General features: G+C 65.6%; 21 protein-coding genes and 1 pseudogene. 8 read left to right on the top strand and 14 right to left on the bottom strand.

All coding sequences use genetic code 11. The features are described 5' to 3' along the window. Nucleotides 1-28: 28 nt before the first annotated feature. Both AC1RUR_RS30400 and AC1RUR_RS30405 read left to right on the top strand, forming a co-directional pair. Nucleotides 29-403 carry a hypothetical protein gene (locus AC1RUR_RS30400; RefSeq protein WP_492850908.1) on the top strand — a complete coding sequence of 125 codons (375 nt, stop codon included), beginning with the start codon at nt 29-31 and terminating at the stop codon, nt 401-403. 166 nt (nt 404-569) lie between these two features. Continuing rightward, entirely contained in the window at nt 570-890 is a 321-nt protein-coding gene (locus AC1RUR_RS30405) for a YMGG-like glycine zipper-containing protein (RefSeq protein ID WP_492850910.1), read from the top strand. Nucleotides 891-929: 39 nt separating this feature from the next. Here AC1RUR_RS30405 and AC1RUR_RS30410 read toward each other — a convergent pair. Further along, nucleotides 930-1,057, bottom strand: a pseudogene (locus AC1RUR_RS30410) (JAB domain-containing protein); the annotation flags it as partial. Between the two features lie 227 nt (nt 1,058-1,284). After that, nucleotides 1,285-2,319: an AraC family transcriptional regulator gene (locus tag AC1RUR_RS30415; protein ID WP_492850912.1), complete on the bottom strand. Its 1,035-nt coding sequence runs from the start codon at nt 2,317-2,319 to the stop codon at nt 1,285-1,287. Nucleotides 2,320-2,666: 347 nt separating this feature from the next. On the opposite strand from AC1RUR_RS30415, the gene AC1RUR_RS30420 reads away from it, so the two are divergent. Further along, a complete protein-coding gene (locus AC1RUR_RS30420) occupies nt 2,667-3,635 on the top strand; it encodes an outer membrane protein (protein ID WP_492850914.1) in 969 nt (322 codons plus the stop codon). Nucleotides 3,636-3,887: 252 nt separating this feature from the next. Here AC1RUR_RS30420 and radC read toward each other — a convergent pair whose 3' ends face one another. From radC to AC1RUR_RS30435, 3 genes are all read right to left on the bottom strand, one after another. After that, nucleotides 3,888-4,601: a RadC family protein gene (radC, locus tag AC1RUR_RS30425; protein WP_492850916.1), complete on the bottom strand. Its 714-nt coding sequence runs from the start codon at nt 4,599-4,601 to the stop codon at nt 3,888-3,890. A gap of 90 nt (nt 4,602-4,691) precedes the next feature. Further along, a complete protein-coding gene (gene map, locus AC1RUR_RS30430) occupies nt 4,692-5,510 on the bottom strand; it encodes a type I methionyl aminopeptidase (protein ID WP_492850918.1) in 819 nt (272 codons plus the stop codon). 115 nt (nt 5,511-5,625) lie between these two features. Next, complete coding sequence (locus AC1RUR_RS30435) at nt 5,626-6,942, bottom strand: mechanosensitive ion channel family protein (protein WP_492850920.1); 1,317 nt, start codon at nt 6,940-6,942, stop codon at nt 5,626-5,628. Nucleotides 6,943-7,407: 465 nt separating this feature from the next. On the opposite strand from AC1RUR_RS30435, the gene AC1RUR_RS30440 reads away from it, so the two are divergent. Further along, a complete protein-coding gene (locus AC1RUR_RS30440; RefSeq protein ID WP_492850922.1) occupies nt 7,408-9,201 on the top strand; it encodes a potassium/proton antiporter in 1,794 nt (597 codons plus the stop codon). Nucleotides 9,202-9,512: 311 nt separating this feature from the next. Here AC1RUR_RS30440 and modC read toward each other — a convergent pair whose 3' ends face one another. The 5 genes from modC to mepA all read right to left on the bottom strand — a co-directional run bounded on the left by modC (nt 9,513) and on the right by mepA (nt 13,564). Then, nucleotides 9,513-10,175 carry a molybdenum ABC transporter ATP-binding protein gene (gene modC, locus AC1RUR_RS30445; protein ID WP_492850924.1) on the bottom strand — a complete coding sequence of 221 codons (663 nt, stop codon included), beginning with the start codon at nt 10,173-10,175 and terminating at the stop codon, nt 9,513-9,515. Between the two features lie 2 nt (nt 10,176-10,177). Continuing rightward, on the bottom strand, nt 10,178-10,873 hold the full coding sequence (modB, locus tag AC1RUR_RS30450; RefSeq protein WP_492850925.1) for a molybdate ABC transporter permease subunit: 696 nt from the start codon (nt 10,871-10,873) through the stop codon (nt 10,178-10,180). Nucleotides 10,874-10,900: 27 nt separating this feature from the next. Continuing rightward, entirely contained in the window at nt 10,901-11,683 is a 783-nt protein-coding gene (gene modA / locus AC1RUR_RS30455) for a molybdate ABC transporter substrate-binding protein (protein WP_492850927.1), read from the bottom strand. Between the two features lie 188 nt (nt 11,684-11,871). Next, nucleotides 11,872-12,375 (bottom strand): hypothetical protein, encoded by a 504-nt coding sequence (locus AC1RUR_RS30460; protein WP_492850929.1) that lies wholly within the window; start codon nt 12,373-12,375, stop codon nt 11,872-11,874. A gap of 244 nt (nt 12,376-12,619) precedes the next feature. Next, the gene (mepA, locus tag AC1RUR_RS30465; protein WP_492850931.1) at nt 12,620-13,564 is read right to left on the bottom strand and encodes a penicillin-insensitive murein endopeptidase; all 945 of its coding nucleotides are present in this window, start codon (nt 13,562-13,564) and stop codon (nt 12,620-12,622) included. A gap of 138 nt (nt 13,565-13,702) precedes the next feature. Between mepA and AC1RUR_RS30470 the strand changes: the two genes are divergently transcribed. Both AC1RUR_RS30470 and AC1RUR_RS30475 read left to right on the top strand, forming a co-directional pair. Then, nucleotides 13,703-14,146, top strand: coding sequence for a L,D-transpeptidase (locus AC1RUR_RS30470; protein ID WP_492850933.1), 444 nt, complete (start codon nt 13,703-13,705; stop codon nt 14,144-14,146). Nucleotides 14,147-14,582: 436 nt separating this feature from the next. Beyond that, a complete protein-coding gene (locus AC1RUR_RS30475) occupies nt 14,583-16,754 on the top strand; it encodes an EAL domain-containing protein (protein ID WP_492850935.1) in 2,172 nt (723 codons plus the stop codon). A 196-nt stretch (nt 16,755-16,950) separates the two neighbouring features. Here AC1RUR_RS30475 and AC1RUR_RS30480 read toward each other — a convergent pair whose 3' ends face one another. Further along, nucleotides 16,951-18,102 (bottom strand): acyl-CoA dehydrogenase family protein, encoded by a 1,152-nt coding sequence (locus AC1RUR_RS30480; RefSeq protein ID WP_492850937.1) that lies wholly within the window; start codon nt 18,100-18,102, stop codon nt 16,951-16,953. 153 nt (nt 18,103-18,255) lie between these two features. Here AC1RUR_RS30480 and AC1RUR_RS30485 point away from each other — a divergent pair, with 153 nt between their 5' ends. Further along, entirely contained in the window at nt 18,256-18,648 is a 393-nt protein-coding gene (locus AC1RUR_RS30485; protein ID WP_492850939.1) for a VOC family protein, read from the top strand. Nucleotides 18,649-18,672: 24 nt separating this feature from the next. On the opposite strand, the gene AC1RUR_RS30490 is transcribed toward AC1RUR_RS30485, so the two are convergent. Further along, nucleotides 18,673-19,137, bottom strand: a complete 465-nt coding sequence (locus AC1RUR_RS30490) for a GNAT family N-acetyltransferase (protein ID WP_492850941.1) — start codon at nt 19,135-19,137, stop codon at nt 18,673-18,675. 78 nt (nt 19,138-19,215) lie between these two features. Between AC1RUR_RS30490 and AC1RUR_RS30495 the strand changes: the two genes are divergently transcribed. Further along, entirely contained in the window at nt 19,216-20,856 is a 1,641-nt protein-coding gene (locus AC1RUR_RS30495; protein ID WP_492850943.1) for an amidase family protein, read from the top strand. A 139-nt stretch (nt 20,857-20,995) separates the two neighbouring features. Here the strand turns inward: AC1RUR_RS30495 and AC1RUR_RS30500 are convergent, their stop codons facing one another. Further along, entirely contained in the window at nt 20,996-21,442 is a 447-nt protein-coding gene (locus AC1RUR_RS30500; RefSeq protein ID WP_492850944.1) for a GNAT family N-acetyltransferase, read from the bottom strand. Nucleotides 21,443-21,476: 34 nt separating this feature from the next. After that, entirely contained in the window at nt 21,477-21,977 is a 501-nt protein-coding gene (locus AC1RUR_RS30505; RefSeq protein WP_492850946.1) for a GrpB family protein, read from the bottom strand. Nucleotides 21,978-22,153: the final 176 nt, after the last annotated feature.

A 22,153-nucleotide genomic window follows, 5' to 3' on the forward strand; every position in this document is an offset into this window, starting at 1 on the left:
GTCTGGTGCGAATTGACTGGAGCGCGGCATGGCCAGACGCGTCCTCGCGATCGGCATCGAACCCGGCAATGCCGATTACAGCGCATTCCCGCAGCTGACGCCGGAGCTCGTGCGCGGGTATATCGAGGCGCAGCTATTGCGCCTGCGCGATCTCGGCTACGAGGTCACGAGCTGCCTGATCGATCTCGACGCGGCCGCGGAAGCCGCAGTGACGGCGGCGTTGCGCGAGGAGAGCTTCGACTGCATCGTGATCGACGCCGGGCTGCGCGAGCCGAAGGAGCATCTGCTGCTGTTCGAGAAGGTGCTCAACCTCGTCCACCGCCTGGCACCGGATGCGGCGATCTGCTTCAACACCACGCCCGCCGACACCGCCGAAGCCGTGCAGCGCTGGGTCGAACCCTGACATGGCGATGTCCGGCGCGTGCATCGCACGCGGCACGGTCTGAGCGGCCGTCGAACAGAGCCTGCGGCGCCGTCGCGGAGCGTGCCGGGTGGCGGCGCCGGCAATTGTCCTTTCCCGAATCCGCTTCCGGCGCTATGACACAGCTCACCACAGGGGAGGGCGAGCAATGTTTCGAGGTCTTCGCATTGGAAGTTTGGGAATCGCGGCCTGTCTGACGGTTGCGATGGCGCTGCCGGTGCATGAGGCGGCGGCCCAGGATGCCGTCGGCGGCGCGATCATCGGCGGTGTCGGCGGAGCGATCCTCGGCGGCGCGCTCGGCGGCGGCCGCGGCGCTGCAATCGGCGCCGTCGTCGGTGCCGGCACGGGCGCCGCGATCGCCTCCGAAGGCGAACGCCGCCGCTCCGGCTACTACGCCTATCAGCGCGGCTGCTACGTGCAGCGCCCGGACGGCTATTATGTCCGGGTCCATCCACGGTATTGCTATTGAGCGATCGGCCGCCGGCGCCACGCAGATGACGCCTGTCTCCTAGATAAACCGCATCCCGCGCAGGCTCGCATGCGCCCGCTCGTGCCGACGATGACGTGATCGTGCACGGCAATCCCCAGCGGCTCGGTGATGTCGATGATCGCTTTCGTCATCTGGATGTCGGCCTGTTGTAAACGGCCTGTGATATTGAAAAGCGTCTTAGAGCGTCACTTGCGAACAGCGCCTGGGAGCGGCAATTGGGGGCTGTAATTGGTGACTGCTCGTGATCACCCCGCCGGCACACGATACCTCGCGGTCGATCATTTTGGAGCACGTCATCACACCTTTGGGCAACGTCAGGCGCTCAACAGGAAATTGACTGATCGCGGCGTCGAAGGCTGCGCGGCCGATGTGATCAAGCAGGAGGCCGCTGCCAATACGGCGTTGATTCGCCGTTTGCTTGACCCACTGCTTGTCCGCTGCGGAAGTGACCGGGCGTTGTCCCAAATCGCCGGCGAAAGCAGCGATTGAAATAGGAAATTGTACTGAAGCCGCTGGCATTGGCGACCTCGCTGACGTTGAGCCGGTCATACCGGCGATCCTGCAACATCGCACGGGCACGCTGAAGCCTGAGTTCGAGCACGCGTTGACTGAAGCTCGGCCCGGATTCGTGTAACAAGTCCTGGACGTATCGTTCGGTTACGCCCATTCGGACGGCGAGCTGTTGTGCGGAGAAGTCTGGATCGGCGAAGCGTGCGCGGATTCCCCTGATGATTTCATGCTGTCGCGCCGCGCGGAGACCGCGCATCGTCGCGAACTCGGCCGCGTCACGTCCTGCGCCCAACGCGAGTGCGACCAGGTCGGTCAAGGTCGTTCCGATATGTGCGAGCAAGTCCGGCTCGTCCTCGGCTTCCTCCCGGCAGGGAAGTATCTCGAGATACCGCTGCAAGTGCCGCAGCGCCGGACTGGTCGGCAGCGGCCTGGCCACCAGGTCTTCGACCCGATCGACAAGCTCGTGCAACCGTCGCTGGTCGATGGCGATGGCGGAAAAGTCCTGCGGGTCGGCGGAACAAAAATTGCCCGGCTCCGTGCAGGTCGCGATCGCTGCGGTTTGCGAGTCGAGCTGTGCCTCGCGCCCCAACTGCGTGAGCGATAGCGGCGCGGGCCTCTGGTTGAAGCAGAGCACGAAATGCGTCGCGCGTGGCGTGCTTCGACCCCGGGTCGTCCACACCATGCGCCCTGCGGTCCCGGAAAACCGCAAGACGTCTACCGGCGTCGAACTGTCCTCGAACCGGCTGCCGCGCAAGCGTTGCGAGAAGGGCCGGTGGGGCAGACCCGAGACCTCGTGCGGGGCATAGACTTCCGCCAGGAAATCCTGCCAGGCGGAAATGCGTGCACGATCGTCGAACTTGTCGGGAAGATCGTCGGAGGAGAAGGCAATGCTTCGCATGATGTCGCCCGCTGTGCGCAAGATCGCACCGTCTCTGCGAAGGGTACTGCAAGTCGCCGGCGAAGTCGAACGCCACAAGGGCCGCCGACTTCGCCCGAGTGCAAGTCTGGTTCGCAACAGGTCAAGAAATTTTCTCAGCGGAGTGCAAGCTGCGTTCGGGTTGAGAGAAACCTTCCGGCAACGCGACGAGTTAACATCTACGCGTTGGTCGAATCCTGGAGCGATCGAAAGCGCCCCAAGATGAGTCGCGCATCGCGCCGTTACAGCTGTTTGGGATCTTGCGCTGCTCGCGGGAGCAGCCGTGAGGTTTGCTGCAAGGCGCGCCGTGCATGAATAGGGGCATGGAAATGAAGAACTATCTGCTTGGTGCTGCGGCGGGCCTTGCGAGCCTTGCCGCAGCGGTTGCTCCCGGTGCAGCCGCTACGCTGGATGACGTCATGGCGCGGCTCGAAAGCCTGCAGCGCGACAACCAAGCTATCCGCCGTGACAACGAAACAATGCGCAACGAACTTTCGGCGCTCCGCCGACAAAATGACACGCGCGCGACACGGCAAGCAATTGTGCCGGCTAGTGCCCCGAGCCGCGCATTGGCATCGGCTGCGTCATCGGCAATGGCCGCCGAATTTCCGGTGAAGGGAGGTTACGTTGAGCCGCCGCGACCGTTCTCCTGGTCCGGTTTCTATTTGGGCGTTCATGGCGGCTATGGCTGGAGCTCCAGCAACTGGAATGGCACCGTTTCACCATTACCGGTCCCGGTCACCACAGATCCACAAAACCCGCGGTCGAATGGTTTCCTCGGCGGCATCCAGGGCGGCGCCGACCATCAATTTGGCAACTGGGTCGTCGGCATCGGCGCTGATCTGTCGCTGATTGACAGCGACGGCAGCGACAGCGGCGCCTTTACTCCGGAGTTTTCGCCTGGCACCACCGCAAAGGCGCGCTCCCAGATAAACTGGCTGGCGACGGTCACAGGCCGGTTCGGCTACGCCTTCGACCGCTCGCTGCTCTACGTCAAGGGCGGCCTGGCCAGTGCCGAATTCAAAGACAGTTACTCGCTCTTCCAGACAACTCCCAGTTTCATCGATCTTGGCACGCAGAGCAGCACACGCGTGGGATGGACGATCGGCGCCGGCTTTGAATATGCCATCCTCAACAGCTGGTCAGCCAAGATCGAGTACAACTATCTTGATTTTGGAAGCAAGGACGAGACCTTCGCCACCACCCTGGGGCTGCTAGGTTTTAATCAGTCCATCGAACACAAGCTCCAGCTCGTAAAGGTTGGCATCAACTACAGGTTCGGTGGCGACGGCCGCTAAGAACCGGCGGCGGACCGCTGTGCGGGTTGACGCTCTCCACCAGGACAGCGGGTGACGGCTCCGTGCTGACGGTAAAGCCGAGCTGCGATCCCGCCATTGCACGGTTGAATTTCACGTGCCGGGGGCTGGATCGCCGCGACCGCGTCTCGCTGCCGGCGCGGGGCGAGGGCTGGCGGTTTGCCGAAAACGGCCACGATAGCCGGCGCCGGCTGCCGGAAAGTGAGCGAACCGATTAGGCTGGCGCGACAGTAGTCAGATCAACCTCAGCGCTTTGAAGCTCGTGTGTCCGTTCCTGCCCACGATGATGTGGTCGTGCACCGCAATCCCCAGCGGCTTGGCGATGTCGATGATCGCCTTGGTCATCTGGATGTCGGCCTGTGACGGCGAGGGATCGCCGCTCGGATGGTTGTGGACCAGGATCAGCGCCGTGGCCGACAGCTCCAGCGCGCGCTTGATCACCTCGCGCGGATAGACCGGGGTGTGGTCGACGGTGCCGGTCTGCTGCACCTCGTCGGCGATCAGCTGGTTGCGCTTGTCGAGGAAGAGCAGGCGGAATTGCTCCTTGTCCGAGAACGCCATGCTGGAGCGGCAATAGTCGATCACCTCGTTCCAGGACGACAGCGCGTTGCGGCCGTTGACCTCGCCCTTGGCGACGCGGTGCGCCGCCGCGGCGATCAGCTTGAGCTGGTGGATCGCGGAGTCGCCGACGCTGTCGACCTCGCGCAGGCGCGCCACTGGCGCGTGCACGACCTCGGCGAACGAGCCGAAGGTCTTGATCAGAAGCTTCGCCAGCGGCTTGGTGTCGCGGCGCGGCAGCGCCGGAAACAGCGCCATCTCCAAGAGCTCGTAGTCGCTGAGCGCATCCGCGCCGGCGCTGTAGAAGCGCTCGCGCAGCCGTTCGCGATGGCCGTGATAGTGCGGCGCGTCCTCCGGCTTGCTCTTGTCGTGGTCGGCTTTGGCGGACATCGGCCGCCAGCATCGCCGGGGGCCGTCGCTTTTGCAACCGTCAATTGCGACGGCAAATTGGGTTCACGCTAGTCGGCGCCCCCTGGACAATCACCCGATCTGTTTCTCGCCGTGCCGCTCCGACAGCGTAAAAATCTCGACGCCGGTGGCGGTCACGCCCACTGAATGCTCGAACTGCGCCGACAGCGAACGGTCGCGGGTGACGGCGGTCCAGCCGTCGGAGAGGATCTTCACATGCGGCTTGCCGAGATTGATCATCGGCTCGATGGTGAAGAACATGCCGGGCTTGAGCTGAACGCCCTCGCCGGGCCGGCCGATATGGATGATGTTCGGCTCGTCGTGGAACATGCGGCCGAGGCCATGGCCGCAGAAATCGCGCACCACGCTCATGCCCTGCGGTTCGACGAAGCTCTGGATGGCGTGGCCGATGTCGCCGGTGGTGGCGCCGGGCTTCACCGCCGCGATGCCGCGCATCAGGGATTCGTAGGTCACCTCGATCAGCCGCTCGGCCTTGCGCGCGATCGGGCCCACCGCATACATCCGGCTGGAATCGCCATACCAGCCGTCGAGGATGAAGGTGACGTCGATGTTGACGATGTCGCCTTCCTTCAGCGGACGGTCGCCGGGCATGCCGTGGCAGACCACGTGGTTGAGCGAGGTGCAGGTCGAGTAGCGATAGCCGCGATACATCAGCGTCGCCGGAAAGGCGCCGTGATCGAATGCGAATTCGCGCACGAACTGGTCGATGCGCTCGGTCGGAACGCCGGGCCCGACGATGTCGGTGAGCTCGTCGAGGCACTTCGCCACCAGCGCGCCCGCCTTGCGCATGCCTGCAAAGGCGCTCGGCCCATGCAGCTTGATCTGTCCGGTCTTGCGCAGGGAGGTATCGGAGGCTTCGACGTAGCTCATGCTGGTAAGGTCTTTGCGGGCTCGATTGTCAGCGGAAAGGCTTGATTTCAGGCCCAATTTAATGATTGCGGGCCTTCATGCAAGCCGAGCATGCATCTTGCGCCCGAAAGCGGGCCTAATTCGGGACTTCTACGGTGGTTTCCACCGGCAGGGCGCCGCCGCGGACACGGATTTCGCGGACGGGATAGGGAACCCGGATCCCCTCGCGCTTGAAGGCGTCCCACAGCGCCAGCATCACGTCGCTTTTGACATTGTCCATGCCGTCGGGGTCGGCGAGCCAGAGGGTCAGCGAGAACTTCATCCCGGCCTCCGCGAACTCGGTCAAAATGCAGTTCGGCGGCTTGCCCTTCTGCGCGCGGGGATGAGCTACGGCCGTCTCGATGGCGAGCTTGCAGACCAGCCTGGGATCGGCGTCGTAATTGGTGCCGAAGGCGATCTTCACCAGCGTGTTCTTGTCGGTATAGGTCCAGTTGACGACCTTCTGCGTCACCAGGTCCTCGTTCGGCACCAGGAACTCGCGGCCGTCGCCGGCGGCGACGGAAATATAACGCGTCTTCATCGCGCTGATGCGCCCGGTGTTGTCGCCGATGGTGACGAGGTCGCCGGGCTTCACCGATTTGTCGGCGAGCAGGATGATGCCCGAGATGAAATTGGCGACGATCTTCTGCAGGCCGATACCGATGCCGACGCCGACCGCGCCGGAGAACACCGCGAGCGCCGAGAGATCGATGCCGACCGCGCCGAGCGCAATGACGATTGCGATGGCCAGAAGCCCGATGCGGATGATCTTGACCAGCAGCACCTGCACCGACGGGGTCAAGTCAGTCGTCGAATTGATCCGGCTCTCGGCGAAATTGCTGGCGATGTTGGTGGCCCACAGCGCGATGAGCAGCAGCGCGCCGGCCTTGATCACCAGGAGCGGGGTCAACCTGAGGCCGCCCAGCACGATCGCGAAGGAGTCGAGCAGTTCGACCGTCGCGTCGAGCTGGCCGAGGATGGAGAGCGCTGCGACGAACCAGGCGGTGATCGACACCAGCTTGACGATGAAGGCGTTGCGCAGCACCGAGGTCACGAGCCGGATCGCGAGCCAGGCGAGGCCCAGCTTGGCGGCGACCATCAAGAGATAGCTGCGGCTCGGCCAGGTCGCGTGATACATCACCACGCGGGAGACGATCACGAACAGGGTGAACACCGCCGTCGAGGCGCTGCTCACCATCACCCGGGCGAAGTGCCGGAGCGGCAGCGGCCAGCGCATCGCCAGCGAGCTCATGTCGACGCGGTTGCGCACGCCGGCTTCCGCGGCATAGGCGATGCCGGCCGCGGCCAGAATGAGGCCGAATTGCAGGTAGAACCAGGGTGAGGAGATTTCCGCCCCGACGCTGCGCGCGGTGGTCTGCACGAACTCCATGAAGTCCTTGAGGTCCATGTCCATCGGGTCGGTCTCGTCGGGAAGCGGGCGGGAGGAATTGATTCGAGGGCGCCGCAGAATCCCACAAAGGGCGCGGCCGGGCCATCGATACACCGTGAAGTGAAGTGCGTTAAGGCCGTAAAATGCTGGCAGATTGCCGCGAGGAGCGAAAATGGGTTGGCGCGCCGGTACAGCGACGATAAGGATGCTGGAGCACATGATTTCGAGAGGGGCAAATCCGTCGGTCGCGGCACGCTTCACCTCGCCCCGCTTGCGGGGAGAGGTCGAAATTCGAGCGCAGCTTGAATTTCGGGTGGGGGGGACTCTCCGCGAGTCCCGCTGTCAACACCCCCGCGGAGGCTCTCCCTCACCCCACCCTCTCAGGGTGAGCTATGCTCATCCCGGCCCCGCAGGCGGGGCGAGGGAAAGTCCGGCCGGTGGCCCCCTGAACTGAATTCGTCGATCTCTCGGAGTAACCCGCAGCACCGCATGGCTTCCCTCGACTCTGTCAGCCTCGCCATATTGCTCGGCGCCGTCCTCGTGATGGCGGGCATTCTGTCGAGCCTGCTTGCGCTGCGCTTCGGCGCGCCCTTGCTGCTCGTCTTCCTCGTGATCGGCATGCTGGCCGGCGATTCCGGCCCCGGGCAGCTCCAGTTCGACGACGTCCGCACCACCTATCTGGTCGGTTCTGTCGCGCTCGCTCTGATCCTGTTCGACGGCGGCCTGAAGACGCGCTTTGCCAGCATCCGCACCGTGCTCGCCCCATCCGTGGTGCTCGCCACCGTCGGCGTGCTCCTGACCGCGCTGGTCACCGCCCCGTTCGCCAAATACGCGCTCGACCTCAACTGGACGGAGGCGCTGCTGGTCGGCGCCGTGGTGGCCTCGACCGACGCCGCCGCGGTGTTCCTGCTGGTGCACACCCAGGGCCTGCGCCTGCGCCCGCGCGTCGGCGCGACGCTGGAAGCCGAATCCGGCACCAACGATCCCTTCGCGATCTTCCTCACCTTGATGCTGGTCGAATACATCTCGCTGGGGTCGAGCTCGGCCGGGCATGTGGCGATGGAGTTCATCCAGGAGACGGTGCTTGGCGCCGTCGTCGGCTTCTTCGGCGGTCGCCTCGTCGTCATCGCACTCAACCGGGTGGCGCTGCCGCAGGGCCTGCATGCGCCGTTCGTGACCACGGGTGCGCTCGTCATCTTCGGCGGCTCGCAGATCATGCACGCCTCCGGGTTCCTTGCGGTCTATCTCGCCGGCATCATCATCGGCAACCGTCCGACCCGCGCGCATAATTCGGTGGTGACCTTCCTCGATGCGGCGACCTGGCTGGCGCAGATCGTGATGTTCGTGCTGCTCGGCCTGCTGGTTTCGCCGAGCCGGCTCGGCTCGAGCGTGCTGCCGGCGGTCGCCGTCGCGCTCGTGCTGATGCTGGTGGCGCGGCCGCTCGCCGTGTTCGTGTGCCTTGCGCCGTTCCGCTTCAACTGGCGCGAGAAGATCTTCATCGCCTGGACCGGCCTGCGCGGGGCCGTCGCGATCTTCCTGGCGTCGATCCCGATGCTGGTCGGCCTGTCCAAGGCCTATCTTTATTTCGACGTCGCCTTCGTCGTCGTCATCATCTCGCTGCTCCTGCAAGGCTGGACGCTGGCGCCGGCCGCACGCAAGCTGCACGTGGCGCTGCCGCGTGCCGAGCGCGGCCCGCGGCGCGTCGAGCTGGATCTGCCCGGCCAGCTCGAGCAGCAACTGGTCGGATATCCGGTGCGGCCCAAGAGCCTGTACTTCCGCCGCGGCCTGATCCCGTCCTGGTCCAAGCCGACGCTGGTGATCCGCAACGAGAACATCCTGACGCCAGTGGAGGCCGATCCGATCGCGCCGGGAGACTACATCTACCTGCTGGCGCCGCCGGAAAAGGCCGAGTCGCTCGATCGCTTCTTCGTCGACATGCAGCCGAGCACCGCGCCTGACCCGCATCTGCTCGGCGATTTCATGGTCTCCGGCGAGCACACGCTGGCCGAGCTCGCCGAGATCTACGGCGTGAAGGTGAGCGAGGACGAGGGCAAGCTGACGCTTGCCGATTATTTCGACGTCCATCTCGACCGCGCGCCGAAAGAGGGCGCCGAGCTTGCGCTGGACGAGATCGTGCTGGTCGCACGCAGCATCTCCGGCGGCCGCGTCAACGTCGTCGGCCTGCGCCTGCCGGAAGACGAGGAGGCGCCGCCGCCATTGACGCGCCGCCAAGCGCTGCGGAAGAAGCTTGCGGATATCTGGACGTCGGTGGCCGGGGTTTAGCGCTCTCTTGCCCTGCCCTGGAGAGGGAGGGTCGATCGCACACAGCGCGAGCGGGGTAGGGTGATCTCTCCGTTCGGGCACTGGTGGATGAGGGGGGACCGTCATCCCAACCCGTCGCACATTTTGCTACGCTATCTCCTTCGTGTCGTCCCGGCGAAGGCCGGGACCCATAACCACAGGAAGCAGTTTGGCGAAGACTCGTGGTTATCTCTGCTTCGCCGGGACTCGCATCGAACGCTCTCGATAGATCACGCGGTATGGGTCCCGGCCTGCGCCGGGACGACGGCGGAGAGTGTTGCGGCAGTGTGGCCTCACGTCAGCACCTTCACCCCGCCGAACGACGTCACGCGCCCCTGCTTCAACATCACGATCTGCGTCGCCAGTTGCCGCAGCTCGGCGACGTCGTGGCTGACATAGACCATGGGGACATTGGCCTCGTCGCGCAGCCGCACCAGATAGGGCAGGATTTCGAGCTTGCGGCCTTCGTCGAGCGCGCCGAGCGGCTCGTCGAGCAGCAACAGGCGCGGCTTTGACAGCAGAGCGCGGCCGAGTGCGACGCGCTGGCGCTCGCCGCCGGAGAGTTTTCCGGGACGGCGGCCCTGCAGCGCGCCGATGTCGAGCAGGTCGACGATGCGCTTGTGCTGGGCCGGATCGGACGGCAGCCGGTTCATCCGCCGTCCGTAGTCGAGATTCTGCGCGACGTTGAGGTGCGGAAACAGCCGCGCATCTTGGAACACATAGCCGATGCGGCGGCGCCAGGCCGGCACGTGGATGCCGGCTGCGGTGTCGTCCACGGTCTCGCCGTCGATCACGATGGTGCCGCGGTCGGGCCGCAACAGTCCTGCGATCATGTTGACCAGCGAGGTCTTGCCGGCGCCCGACGCGCCGAACAGGCCGATGACGCGGCCTTCGCTGGCGAAGGATGCGGACAGCGAGAACTCGCCAAGCTGCTTTTCGATATCGACCCGCAGCATGGTCAATTCCCGTGCAGGCGCGCGGTGGCGCGGCGGGCGAACCATTCGGCGGCGATCAGCGCACCCAGCGCCAGGATCACCGAGACGATCACGAGGCGGCCTGCGGCGGCGTCGCCATCGGGCGTCTGGATCAGCGAATAGATCGCGGAGGAAATCGTCTGGGTCTCGCCGGGAATGTTGGAGACGAAGGTGATGGTCGCGCCGAACTCGCCGATCGCTTTGGCAAAGCCGAGCACCATGCCGGCGAGCACGCCGGGCAGCGCCAGCGGCAGCGTCACGGTGAAGAACACCTTCCACGGTGCCGCGCCGAGCGTCTCGGCGGCCTGCTCGAGCTTGCGGTCGATCGCCTCGATCGACAGCCGCATCGGCCGCACCAGCAGCGGAAACGACATCACGCCGCAGGCGAGCGCCGCGCCGGTCCAGCGGAATGAGAAGACGATGCCGAGATGGTCGGCGAGGAAGCCGCCGACGAGGCCGCGGCGGCCGAAGCTGAGCAGCAGCAGATAGCCGGTGACGACCGGCGGCAACACCAGGGGCAGATGCACCAGCGCATCGAGCAGCGACTTGCCCCAGAAATCGCGCCGCGCGAGCAGCCATGCCAGCGCAATGCCGAACGGCGTCGCCACCAGCGTTGCGATGAGCGCGACCCTGAGCGAGAGCAGGATCGCCGTCCATTCGGCAGGTGAGATCTCGGACATCAAGTCGTGGGTATCACGTCGCAAAAACTAAGTCGTCGGGCTGATCAGGAACTTGAAGCCGTATTTTTCCAGGATCGCCTTGGCCGCGGTCGAGCGCAGGAAGGCGAGATAGTCGCCGGTCTCGCCCTTCGCGGTCACGGTCGCGGCGACCGGATAGATGATCGCGGGATGCGACTCCGCCGGGAAGGTGCCGATGATCTTCACGCCGGGCTCGACCTTGGCGTCGGTGGAATAGACGATGCCGAGGCCGGCCTCGCCGCGCGCCACCAGCGTCAGCGCGGCGCGCACGCTCTCGGCCATGGCGAATTTCGGCTCCGCGGCCTGCCACGCACCGAGCTTCTCCAATGCAGCCTTCGCATACTTGCCGACCGGTACCGACTTCACGTCGCCGGTCGCGATCTTGCCGTCGCCGGCGAGCTTTGCGAGGTCGAAACCCTGCGCGATCGTGACGTTGTCGATCCTGGAGTCCTTCGGCGCGATCAGCACGATGCTGTTGCCGAGCAGGTTGACTCTGGAAGGCTCGTTGATGGTCTTCTTGGAGACCGCATAGTCCATCCAGTCGGTGTCGGCGGAGACGAACACGTCGGCTGGCGCGCCCTGCTCGATCTGCCTGGCGAGCACCGAGCTTGCGGCATAGCTGACGCTGAACTTGACACCGGTCTTGGCGGTGTAGGCCGCGTCGATCTCGTCGAGCGCGTTCTTCATCGAGGCTGCCGCGAACACGGTGATGGTCTTGTCCTGCGCGGCGGCAGGCGCGAAGGCCGCGAGCAGAACGACGAAGGCGGAAAAAACGACGGAAAGGCGGGACATCGGGAGCGCTCCATGCGCGTATGCGCGCCAATAGCGCACGCAAGACGGCGTTGGTTGAGTCAGGGGTGCGATCGGCGGACGCGCTGTTCCGGTGAGCCCGACGGGACTTACGGTCCTTCGGGATATCGCTGGGCGACCATAACAGGCTGGCGGAACAGGTCAAAGGCGACCTTTGGTCCGACCCTTGGCTACTCGCTGGGAAGGATCGCGATCGAGAGCGAATTCTCTTTGGCGCCGCTGACCTGGACCACGAAAGGCTTTGCCGACAGCTCGTATTTCATGGTCTTGCGGATGCCGTCGCAATCGGTCGCGCCGCTGAAGGCCACGGGCTTGAGGACATGCCCGTCCTGGACCACGTCGACCCAGGCCCCGCTGGACAGGCTGACCGTGTAGAGGCCTGCCTTCGCCGCCTTGATGCTGGTAAAGCCGGCAAAGCTGCCGTCCTTCGGCGCCCGCTCCGGCGGCGAGGGCAGTTTTGCATCCGCGGGCGTGACGAGGCCCAATGTGACGGCTGTTGAGGGCAGGGTCGGCTGTTCGCTCCCCGAAGCGAGCTTGATACGGTCCGGCGCCGTCAGCGCGACACGCTCGCGCTCGATCGGCCATTTGAACTTGTCGCAGCCGCTGGGCTCTTCGGCCGCCAGAGCGGAGGTCGCGCCGAGCGTGAGCGCAGCGAGGAAAATGAGGACGCGCATGTCAAATCTCATCGTTGGCCGCGCCGAGGTGCGGGCTTGCGGACAGGCTTGTTAGAGAGCGGGATGCGCGTCCCGGAATGCCGCGGGCTTACGGCACGGCGGCAGGACAATCCTAGCGCATTTGGGGGGTGGGGACCAACCAACTGGTTCGTCATCCCGGACAAGCCAAATGGCACGATCTCTCCACGCGTCGACCCGGTCGAGTGCGCAATTGCGCACTCGGCCGGGACGACACGACAGAGCCCTACGGCTTCGCATCGCCCGCGTGCAGCACCGCCTTGCAGGCCGCCGGCATCTGGGCCAGCGTCATCGGCGGTTTCGGCTTGGGCGGCTCCGGCGGCGGCTTCGGATGCAGCACGGCGTCGGAGAACCAGTAGGCGAGATCGGCGGGCTTGCAGCCTTCGTCCTCGGATTGCGACGGCTGGCCCTCGCATTCGCTCGAGCCCGCCGGGCAGTGCATGCGGATGTGGAAGTGATAGTCGTGGCCCCACCACGGCCGGATCTTCGACAGCCAGGAGCGGTCGCCCTTGGCCTCGCGGCACAGCGCCTTCTTGATCGCGGCATTGACGAAGATGCGCTGCACCGCCGGCTCCTGCGCGGCGTCGCGCAGCACCAGCACATGGGACGGCGTGAACACCTTCGGATCGATGTCGAGCCGGTCCTGCCGCACCATCATCACCGCGGACATCTCCTCGCGTTCCTCGCGTGAGAGACGATGGTCCGGCATCGGCGTCAGCCAGATGTCGGCATCGAGGCCGATCTGGTGGCTGGCATGGCCCGACAGCGCCGGCCCGCCGCGCGGCTGGGCGATGTCGCCGACCAGGATGCCCGGCCAGCCCGCGTCCTTGTGCGCCCTGGCCGCGAGCCGCTTGATCAGCGCGATCATCGCGGGGTGGCCGAAATTGCGATTGCGCGACAGCCGCATCACCTGCCAATTGTCGCCGTTCAGCGGCATCGGCTCGGCGCCGCCGATGCAGCCCCTGGTGTAGGAGCCGATGACATGCGCCGGCCCTTTCGAGGGCAGCAGCTTTCGCGCGAACAGCTCCTTGGCGCCGATGCTGGGATCGTTGGGGTTGGCGAGCGGCGGCAGCGGCTTCGGGGTCACGCTGCCCTTGTCCTGGGCCAGCGCGCCGCCGGCGGTCAGGAATGTCATGAAAAGCAGGAGAGGGGTGAAGCGGCGGGGACTCATGCTGATCACCTTATAGCCCAACGCAGCGTCAGGGTTAACAATTAGGCTTTCGACCGGCTGCCGCCTCACGCTGTCTTTACAGCGCCGGTCCCGCCCCGACATCATGCGGGCAGGACAAGAGGCTGCGGGGCTTTGGTCATGAACGGGCAATTCGTGCGGCTCGCGATGCGGGCCGCGACTCTGACGCTTGTGCTGGCGGGATGTTGCGTGACGCCGGCGCGGGCCGACCTCAGGGTCGACATCGACAAATCGTCACAGCGCATGTCGGTGCGTGTCGACGGTGCGCCGCGCTACACCTGGCCGGTGTCGACGGGCCGCAGCGGCTACGGCACGCCGAGTGGCACCTTTCATCCGCAGGCGATGATGCGGCGCTATTTCTCGCGCAAATATTACAACGCACCGATGCCGCACGCGATCTTCTTCCACTACGGCTTCGCCATCCACGGCACGACCGACATCTCCCGGCTCGGCGGCCCGGCCTCGCACGGCTGTATCCGGCTGCATCCCGCCCATGCGGCGGCCCTGTTCGCGCTGGTCCAGCGCGAGGGCGCGCGCAACACGACGATCCATATTTCCAATTAGATCATCACAGAATCGCATGATGGCCGGTCGATTCTTAACGGCGCGATAACCGTATCCTGCATTGACCAAAATTCGTGCGCGGCATGAGGAATAACCGCGGTCGGTATGCAATCGTGCGCGATCGCGGAAACGATTCAAGCGAGCGCGCAATTTTGCGCCAGCGCGCCGTCCAATTGCGACGGCGATACCGGCTTGCTGCGCACGCCGAGGTTTTCGCGCCTTGCAAACAGGCACGGAGGCCGGGTGCACGCGCGCTGCAAGGCTCGCGGTCCCGTGGCCAGGCCGGCGAAGATTACATTTTTTTCAGACACTTGCCTCAAGACTTGCCCCAAGGCTTGCTGCAAGACTTGCCCTGAGGCTCTGCGGCCACGGGGCGCGACTGGGACATGTGAAGTTGAGTTTGGGGTCTCGAAAACCAGGAAAGCGAAAGCGCAACGTGCTTGCCGGAGCCGGCCAACGGCCGCGCAAGCCGCGTTTCGCGCGCGCGCCGCATCGGCCCGTCGTACACGACGAACTCGTGCAGAGCCGCGCGGAAGCCGAAGCGGTGATCATCGAGGCGCGCAAATCGCATGAGCGGCTGCGCCAGGCCGTCGACCTGCTGCCGCAGGGCATCGTGATCCTCGACCCCGAAGGCCGCTACGTTCTCTGGAACAAGCAATATTCCGAGATCTACAGCAAGACCGCCGATCTGTTCGCCGAAGGCGCCCGCCTCGAAGACACGCTGCGCGTTGGCGTCGCCCGCGGCGACTATCCGGAAGCCGCAGGCCACGAGGAAGAGTGGATCGCGCAGCGGCTGAAGAAGCTCTATCAGCCCGGCGCGCGTCACGAGCAGACGCTGTCGGACGGCCGCGTCATCCTGATCGAGGAGCGCCGCACCGACGACGGCGGCGTGGTCGGTCTGCGCGTCGACATCACCGAGTTGAAGCAGCGCGAGGCCTCGTTCCGCCTGCTGTTCGACGGCAATCCCGTCCCCATGATCGTCTGCGCGCTGGACGACGAGCGCATCCTCGGCGTCAACGACGCCGCGGTCGCCCATTACGGCTACAGCCGCGCCGAGTTCGAGAGGCTGACGATTCGCAGCCTTCAGGCCTTCGACAGCGAGCCTCCCTGGACCACCGACCGCTCCAGCGAGGAGCAGGCCGCGCGGACCTGGAAGCACGTCAAGGCCGACGGCGCGCTGATCGACCTTGCGATCTATTCGCGCGAACTGACCTATGCCGACCGGCCCGCGGTGCTGCTCGCGCTGATGGACATCACCGAGCGCAAGCGCGCCGAGGCGCGGCTGGCCTTCATGGCCCAGCATGACGGCTTGACCGGCCTGCCGAACCGCAACCTGCTGCGCCAGCAGGTCGACGAGATGCTGCTGCACACGCGCCGCAGCGCCGAGAAGGTCGCGGTGCTGATGCTGGGGCTGGACAATTTCAAGGCGGTCAACGAGACGCTCGGACATGCGATCGGCGACAAGCTCCTGCGCGGCGTCGCCAAGCGGCTGCGCTCGACCCTGCGCGAGGAGGACGCGCTGGCGCGGCTCAACTCGGACGAGTTCGCGATCGTGCAGAGCGGCCTGACGCGCCCCGAGGACGCGGTGATGCTGGCCAAGCGCCTGCTGGAGGCCATCGCCGATCCCTATCTGCTCGACGGCCATTCCGTGGTGATCGGCGCCTCCATCGGCATCGCGATGGCGCCGGGCGACGGCGATGATTCCGAAAAGCTGCTCAAGAGCGCCGACATGGCGCTGTCGCGCGCCAAGAACGACGCGCGCGGCACCTTCGCCTTCTTCGAGGCGGCGCTCCATGCCAAGGCGCAGAGCCGCCGCAAGATCGAGGTCGAGCTGCGCGATGCGATCCAGAACGACGTGCTGCGCCCCTATTACCAGCCGCTGGTCGACCTCTCGAGCGGCCGCATCACCGGCTTCGAGGCGCTGGTGCGCTGGCCGCATGCCGAGCGCGGCATGGTCTCGCCGGCCGAGTTCATTCCGGTCGCGGAGGAAACCGGCCTGATCAATCCGCTCGGCGGCCTGATGCTGCGCCGCGCGTGCCTGGATGCTGCGACCTGGCCCGACGACGTCCGCGTCGCCGTCAATCTGTCGCCGCTCCAGTTTCGCAGCGGCAATCTGCTCTCGATGGTGACCGACGCGCTGAAACATTCCGGCCTGCCGCCGCGCCGGCTCGAGCTCGAGATCACCGAGACGCTGCTGCTGGAGAAGAGCGCCCAGGTGCTGGCGACGCTGCATGCGCTGCGCGCGCTCGGCGTGCGCATCTCGATGGACGATTTCGGCACCGGCTATTCCAGCCTCAGCTATCTCAGAAGCTTCCCCTTCGACAAGATCAAGATCGACCAGTCCTTCGTGCGCGATCTCGGCGCCAACCGCGAGGCCCAGGCGATCATCCGTTCCATCGTCAGCCTCGGCAAGGGCCTCGGCGTCACCATCACCGCCGAGGGCGTCGAGACCGAGGCCGAGCTGAGCTGCCTGCGCGCCGAGGGCTGCGACGAGGGTCAGGGCTTTCTGTTCAGCAAGGCCCGGCCGAACATCGAGATCATCAGCCTGCTCGCCGCCCAGCGCGGCATCGATGGCGCCGACGACGAAGACGCCGCGATGGTGGCGTGAGCTCGCGGCTCGCATTGCGACCCCTTGCGCAAGCCGCGCCCTTTCCGGCCTGCATGGTTCGAGACGCCCGCTTAGGGCGGGCTCCTCACCATGAGGGTCCAACATCTCGCCGCGAACCAAGACCTCATCCTGAGGAGCCCGCCACAAGCGGGCGTCTCGAAGGATGGGCCACGAGTGACCCCGTCATCATTCCGCCTCAGCCCCCCGCCAAAATCGCCTTCCCGACATCCTCATAGTGCGTATCCCGCGCCTGGATCTGCTGCGCGATGGCGTGCATGTCGCGGAAGCGGCGCTCGAACGGGTTGCTGCGGAACACGGCCGTGGCGCCGGCCATGTGGTAGGCCGCGTCGACCACGCGTGCCGACTGGTGAATGGTCCAGGTCGCAGCGAGGCGAACCGCACTGCGATGCGCCGCGCTGAACGTGCCGGTCGCGGACAGGTCGCGCCACATCGCATTGGCGGTTGCATAGAGATAGGCGCGCGCGGCGCGCAAATCGCCCTCGGTGCGGCCGATCAGGCCCTGGACCGCCTGGTTGTCGCGCATGGTGCTCGTCGCCAGCGACGGGTGCTTTGCGCGCGCCAGCGCGATGGCGGCATCCAGCGTGGCGCGCGCCACGCCGAGCGACACCGCGGCAAAACCCAGGCTGAAGGTCGAGCCGGTGCCGATCCTGTAGAGCGGCCCCGTCTCGCGCAATGCGGACGCAACGTCACGCAACGCGGTGAAGCGCTCGGGGACGAAGAGGTCGCTCACCTCATACGAATCCGTGCCGGTGCCGGCGAGCCCGATCGCCTGCCACACGTCGTGCAGCACGGCGCTCGCGACCGGAAACAGGATGGTGCGCACCTCCACCGAGCCGTCGGCGTTCTTGCGCGGCACGCCGTCGCGACCCACGATGCGCACATGCGCGCCCAGCCAGCTCGCCTGCCGCGAGCCCGAGGCAAAGTCCCAGCGCGCGGTGACACGATAGCCGCCCTCGACGCTGCGCGCCTCGTGCGCGATCGCGCCCCAGGCGAGGATGCCGGGGCCTGCGTTGAAGATCTCATGCGCGGTGTCGTGATCGAGCGAGGCCGCGATCATCGCGCAGACGCTGCATTGGCCGAGACACCAGGCGGTGGAGGCATCCGCCTTCGCGATCTCCTCCAGCATCTGCATGAAGGCGTCGATCGGAACCTCCGCGCCTCCGAGGCTTTGCGGGAGGAGGGCGCGATACAGCCCGTTCTCGATCAGCGCGGAAACGACCGCGGGCGTCAGCCGCCGCGTCCGCTCGATCTCGTCGGCCTCGCCCGCAATCAGCGGCGCGATGGCGCGGGCGCGTTCGACCAGGCCAACTCCGGGAGCTGCGTTCATGCGCGTTTCCTCGCCCATTCTTGCTGTGAGCGGTGTAGGGGGGGCGATGGTGGTCCATTTGGTGGAGAGGATCAAGGTGGGGCGAAGCGTCCGAGGCCAAGCGGACTCTCGGGCCGTTGCAGACCTTGGCCGGATGCGTAGACTGGTTCCACCATGCGACAGCACGTCGGTTACGTATCCCTTCTGGTCCGCGACTACGATGAAGCCATTGCTTACTTCATCGAGCGGCTGGGATTTGCGCTGGCTGAGGACACAGACCTCGGCAATGGCAAAAGGTGGGTTCTAATTGCGCCACCGGGCTCTCTGGAAACCCGCATTCTGCTGGCGAAGGCGGTCACGGCGGATCAGGCGCAACGCATCGGGGATCAGACCGGCGGGCGCGTGTTCCTCTTCCTGCACACGGATGATTTCTGGCGCGATTACGAAGCCTATCGCTCGAGAGGCGTATTGTTTCGGGAAGTGCCTCGCGTCGAGCCGTATGGGACCGTCGCGGTCTTTGACGATCTCTATGGCAATCGCTGGGACCTCCTGCAGCCGAAGCCATGAGGTTGGCTCCATCCGGGCTACGGACTAGTCGATGGCGCCGTCGAGCAACCGCTCCATGATGATCGTGCGTTCCTCACCATGATAGCTGTCACGCACGGCAGTGAACCCGAGCTTTGCGTAGAAGCTCTCGGCGGTGATCGACGAGGGCACGGTCAACGCGGCAACGCTCCGCCCGCGCGCCGTCCGCTCGATCTCGGCCATCAACAGCCTGCCGATCCCGCGGGCCTGAACGTCGGGAGCCACGAAGACGGTGCGGACGACGTGTCCGTCGAGGCTCGCCGTGCCGACGACGCGGCCGCCGAGGATGGCGACGAAAACGGTGCGTTTTCCGATCAGCGCCCGCACCGCGTCCGGACTGAAGCTGCTCTCGACCCGTTCGATGATCTCGCCCGTATAGTCCTTTGCATTGGTCTCGCGCAGCGCACGCAGGATGACGCCGCTGATGCCGTCGGCGTCATCCTCCAGCGCGGGCCGGATCGTGCAGTCCATGCGATAACTCCACTTGTCGCGCTATCGAACCCAATGCTACCTTCAGTAGCGCATTCGGGGCCATGCAAGAAGCACGTCATGAAGAAGCCACCCCGCCGCGGCGCGCGCCGCGCTACGGCTGCCGCCAGTGCCGCGCCGTCGATCGGGCCGAAGCTCGCGGACGCGCCGATGAGCGACATCATAGATGCCCTGGCCGCCGGGCGGATCACCGCCACCGCGCTGGCCCAAGCCTATCTCGCGCGCATCGAGGCCTACGATCGCGATGGGCCCATGCTCAATTCCGTCCGCGCGCTCAATCCCGACGCACTCGCGATCGCTGGCAAGCGTGACGGCACGAGGCCGTCGGCCAAGCGGCCGCTGGCCGGCGTGCCGATCCTGGTGAAGGACAACATCGCCACCGGCGACAGGCAGCCGACCACGGCGGGCTCGCTGGCGCTGGAGGGCGCGCGCGCCAAAGGCGATGCCACCATCGTCAAGCTGCTGCGCAAAGCCGGCGCGGTGATCCTCGGCAAGGCGAATCTCACGGAGTTTGCCAACATCCTCGCGATCGAGATGCCCTCGGGCTATTCGTCGCTGGGCGGGCAGGTAAAAAACCCCTATGCACCGGCGTTGATGGACGAGCACGGTAGTCCGGTCGTCACTCCCGGCGGCTCGAGCTCGGGTTCGGCGGTCGCCGTGGCCGCAGGTCTCTGCGCGGCCTCGATCGGCACCGAGACCTCGGGCTCACTGCTGTTTCCTGCCAGTCAGAACGGCCTCGTCACCGTCAAGCCGACGGTCGGGCTGATCAGCCGCGCCGGCATCGTGCCGATCACGCACAGCCAGGACACCGCGGGACCGATGACGCGCACCGTGCGCGACGCGGCACTGCTCCTCAACGTGCTGGCCGCCAGTGACCCGCGCGATCCCGCCACTGAGCAGCAGAAGCGCCCTGACGATTACACCGCTGGCCTCACGCGCGATGCGATGAAGGGCGCGCGCATCGGCGTGCCCAGCGACCCCGCCGATCCCCTCAACGATCCCTATTACGGCAAGCTGCCGCCGGCATCGGCGAAGGTGATGGCGGATGCGATCAAGGTGCTGGAGGACCTCGGCGCCATCATCGTGCGCGCGGCTATGCCGGCGGCCGGTTGGATCGGTGGGCCGGGCACAGGCATGCCCGTGCTCAACCGCAATCCGCTGAGCCCCAACAAGGGCAATCCGACGGGGGCGCCGATCGTCTTCCTCTACGAGCTGAAGTACGGTCTCAATCTCTATCTGAAGGATTGGGCGACCGGCACCGACATCAAGACCTTCGCCGACATCGTCGCCTTCAACGAGGCCAATGCGGAGAGGGCGCTACGTTACGGCCAGGACCTGTTCCTCGCCGCCAACGCGACCCGGGGCGACCTCAGTGAGCGCGAGTACAAATCGGCGCGCGCCATGGACCTGCTCGCCGCCAGGACACGCGGGATGGACGCCTACATGAACGGGCACAAGCTGGATGCGGTGCTGTTCCCGGGCAGCGGAGGCTGCGTGATGCCTGCGAAGGCGGGCTATCCCAGCGTCTCGGTGCCCGGCGGCTTCGTGTCCGGTGTCCGCGACAAGGAGACGCCCGATCATCCGTTCGGCGTCACCTTCGCTGGGCCCGCCTGGAGCGAGCACAAGCTGCTGCGCCTCGCCTACGCCTACGAGCAGGCGTCCAACATGCGCAAGCCGCCGCCCGGTTTGCCGGCGCTCTAAAGCGCGATGAGCTTTTATTGGATCGAAACGCGTGCCTGGAATTCGAATCACCTCTCTCGTAGGGAGAGGTCGGATCGCATCGCTTGATGCAATCCGGGTGAGGGGCTGCGGCGCGACAATCTTCTGAAGTGACGTCAACTTAATGATCGAAGGTCGGCACGTCGGCTTCGTGCGACCATGGTTGCCCGTCGACCCGGCTGAATCCAATGGCTTCCCAGAACCGCGCAGCGCCATCATTGCCTGCGTGGACGGTGACAATGGAGACGGTCCCCGCGGCTTCTTGCAGCAAGGCGTTCGCGATCGCCTGGGCGATCTTGCGCCTTCGATAGTGTCGGTGCACGTAAAGCCGCCGCATCCGCCACGTCGGTCGCGACGTCGGCGCAGGCTCGTTGGTTATCGCGCCGATCCCTGCCAATCTGCCATCCAGATGGCACGTGAATATCGCGTGAAACGTGGCGCGATCGGCTGTGAACTCCGCGGCCAGGCGGGTCATGTGGGCGTGGCCATCTGCCCTGGCGTCGGCCTCGAGCTCGGGAAAACTTGCGGGAAGAGCATCGGCCGTTCGCTCGAGCGACGTCATGGTCATGACCTGTTTCACCGGACCATCGGAAGAGGAGCGATCAATCGAGGTTGCCCAGAACGTCCCGGATGAACGGATCTTTGGCGATCAGGTATTGTTGAAGACCCGCGGTATTTTCACGCTCGAGCCTTAGTTTCAACTCCTGATATCTCGAACGATCTCCGGCATGCTCGCGCAGGCGATCTCGAAATTTCAACATCCGTGTAATCTGTTCGTGACCATCCAGGCACACATGAAGCTTGTGGGTGCGGACACCGTTCATGTCCCGCTTGAAGAAATGGTGGCCCGCGGAAAGGTCGCCGCCACGACGATAGCCGAGGGTCACCAAGGATCGGCTCCAATCTTCCAGCCCGCTATCCGACCGGACCACGGCAAGCACGTCGATTTCCGCCTTCGCGGCCAGTTCGGGCACGGCGGTGCTCCCGACGTGATGAATTCCGATCAATGCCGGACCGAAAACGGGCTTCAGCCGCGCCTCTTCCGCCGCGTATTGCTGCGGCCAGGCCGGATCGTAAGGCGTGATGGGGCTGGTGAGCGGCACGTCTGAACATTAAGCCGAAACAGGAGCGCCGCCTAGTTCGCGCCGCAAGCGGTCGAAGCAGAAATGGGGCGGCTCATTTCGGCCGACGTCGGCTCTGGGGCCGCATGCTGACACCGGCTACCCCCAATGATAGCATGCCTCTCGTCACCGGCCTGCGATGTTGTTCTCATGAACGC

The organism is Bradyrhizobium sp. GW821-FHT12B03 (assembly GCF_058807535.1).

What these genes read in the sequence shown, in the direction of transcription:
- AC1RUR_RS30400 (WP_492850908.1), top strand. Translation starts at nt 29, where the DNA reads ATGGCCAGACGCGTCCTCGCGATCGGCATCGAACCCGGCAATGCCGAT.
- AC1RUR_RS30405 (WP_492850910.1), top strand. Translation starts at nt 570, where the DNA reads ATGTTTCGAGGTCTTCGCATTGGAAGTTTGGGAATCGCGGCCTGTCTG.
- AC1RUR_RS30415 (WP_492850912.1), bottom strand. Translation starts at nt 2,319, where the DNA reads ATGCGAAGCATTGCCTTCTCCTCCGACGATCTTCCCGACAAGTTCGAC.
- AC1RUR_RS30420 (WP_492850914.1), top strand. Translation starts at nt 2,667, where the DNA reads ATGAAGAACTATCTGCTTGGTGCTGCGGCGGGCCTTGCGAGCCTTGCC.
- radC (WP_492850916.1), bottom strand. Translation starts at nt 4,601, where the DNA reads ATGTCCGCCAAAGCCGACCACGACAAGAGCAAGCCGGAGGACGCGCCG.
- map (WP_492850918.1), bottom strand. Translation starts at nt 5,510, where the DNA reads ATGAGCTACGTCGAAGCCTCCGATACCTCCCTGCGCAAGACCGGACAG.
- AC1RUR_RS30435 (WP_492850920.1), bottom strand. Translation starts at nt 6,942, where the DNA reads ATGGACATGGACCTCAAGGACTTCATGGAGTTCGTGCAGACCACCGCG.
- AC1RUR_RS30440 (WP_492850922.1), top strand. Translation starts at nt 7,408, where the DNA reads ATGGCTTCCCTCGACTCTGTCAGCCTCGCCATATTGCTCGGCGCCGTC.
- modC (WP_492850924.1), bottom strand. Translation starts at nt 10,175, where the DNA reads ATGCTGCGGGTCGATATCGAAAAGCAGCTTGGCGAGTTCTCGCTGTCC.
- modB (WP_492850925.1), bottom strand. Translation starts at nt 10,873, where the DNA reads ATGTCCGAGATCTCACCTGCCGAATGGACGGCGATCCTGCTCTCGCTC.
- modA (WP_492850927.1), bottom strand. Translation starts at nt 11,683, where the DNA reads ATGTCCCGCCTTTCCGTCGTTTTTTCCGCCTTCGTCGTTCTGCTCGCG.
- AC1RUR_RS30460 (WP_492850929.1), bottom strand. Translation starts at nt 12,375, where the DNA reads ATGCGCGTCCTCATTTTCCTCGCTGCGCTCACGCTCGGCGCGACCTCC.
- mepA (WP_492850931.1), bottom strand. Translation starts at nt 13,564, where the DNA reads ATGAGTCCCCGCCGCTTCACCCCTCTCCTGCTTTTCATGACATTCCTG.
- AC1RUR_RS30470 (WP_492850933.1), top strand. Translation starts at nt 13,703, where the DNA reads ATGAACGGGCAATTCGTGCGGCTCGCGATGCGGGCCGCGACTCTGACG.
- AC1RUR_RS30480 (WP_492850937.1), bottom strand. Translation starts at nt 18,102, where the DNA reads ATGAACGCAGCTCCCGGAGTTGGCCTGGTCGAACGCGCCCGCGCCATC.
- AC1RUR_RS30485 (WP_492850939.1), top strand. Translation starts at nt 18,256, where the DNA reads ATGCGACAGCACGTCGGTTACGTATCCCTTCTGGTCCGCGACTACGAT.
- AC1RUR_RS30490 (WP_492850941.1), bottom strand. Translation starts at nt 19,137, where the DNA reads ATGGACTGCACGATCCGGCCCGCGCTGGAGGATGACGCCGACGGCATC.
- AC1RUR_RS30495 (WP_492850943.1), top strand. Translation starts at nt 19,216, where the DNA reads ATGAAGAAGCCACCCCGCCGCGGCGCGCGCCGCGCTACGGCTGCCGCC.
- AC1RUR_RS30500 (WP_492850944.1), bottom strand. Translation starts at nt 21,442, where the DNA reads ATGACCATGACGTCGCTCGAGCGAACGGCCGATGCTCTTCCCGCAAGT.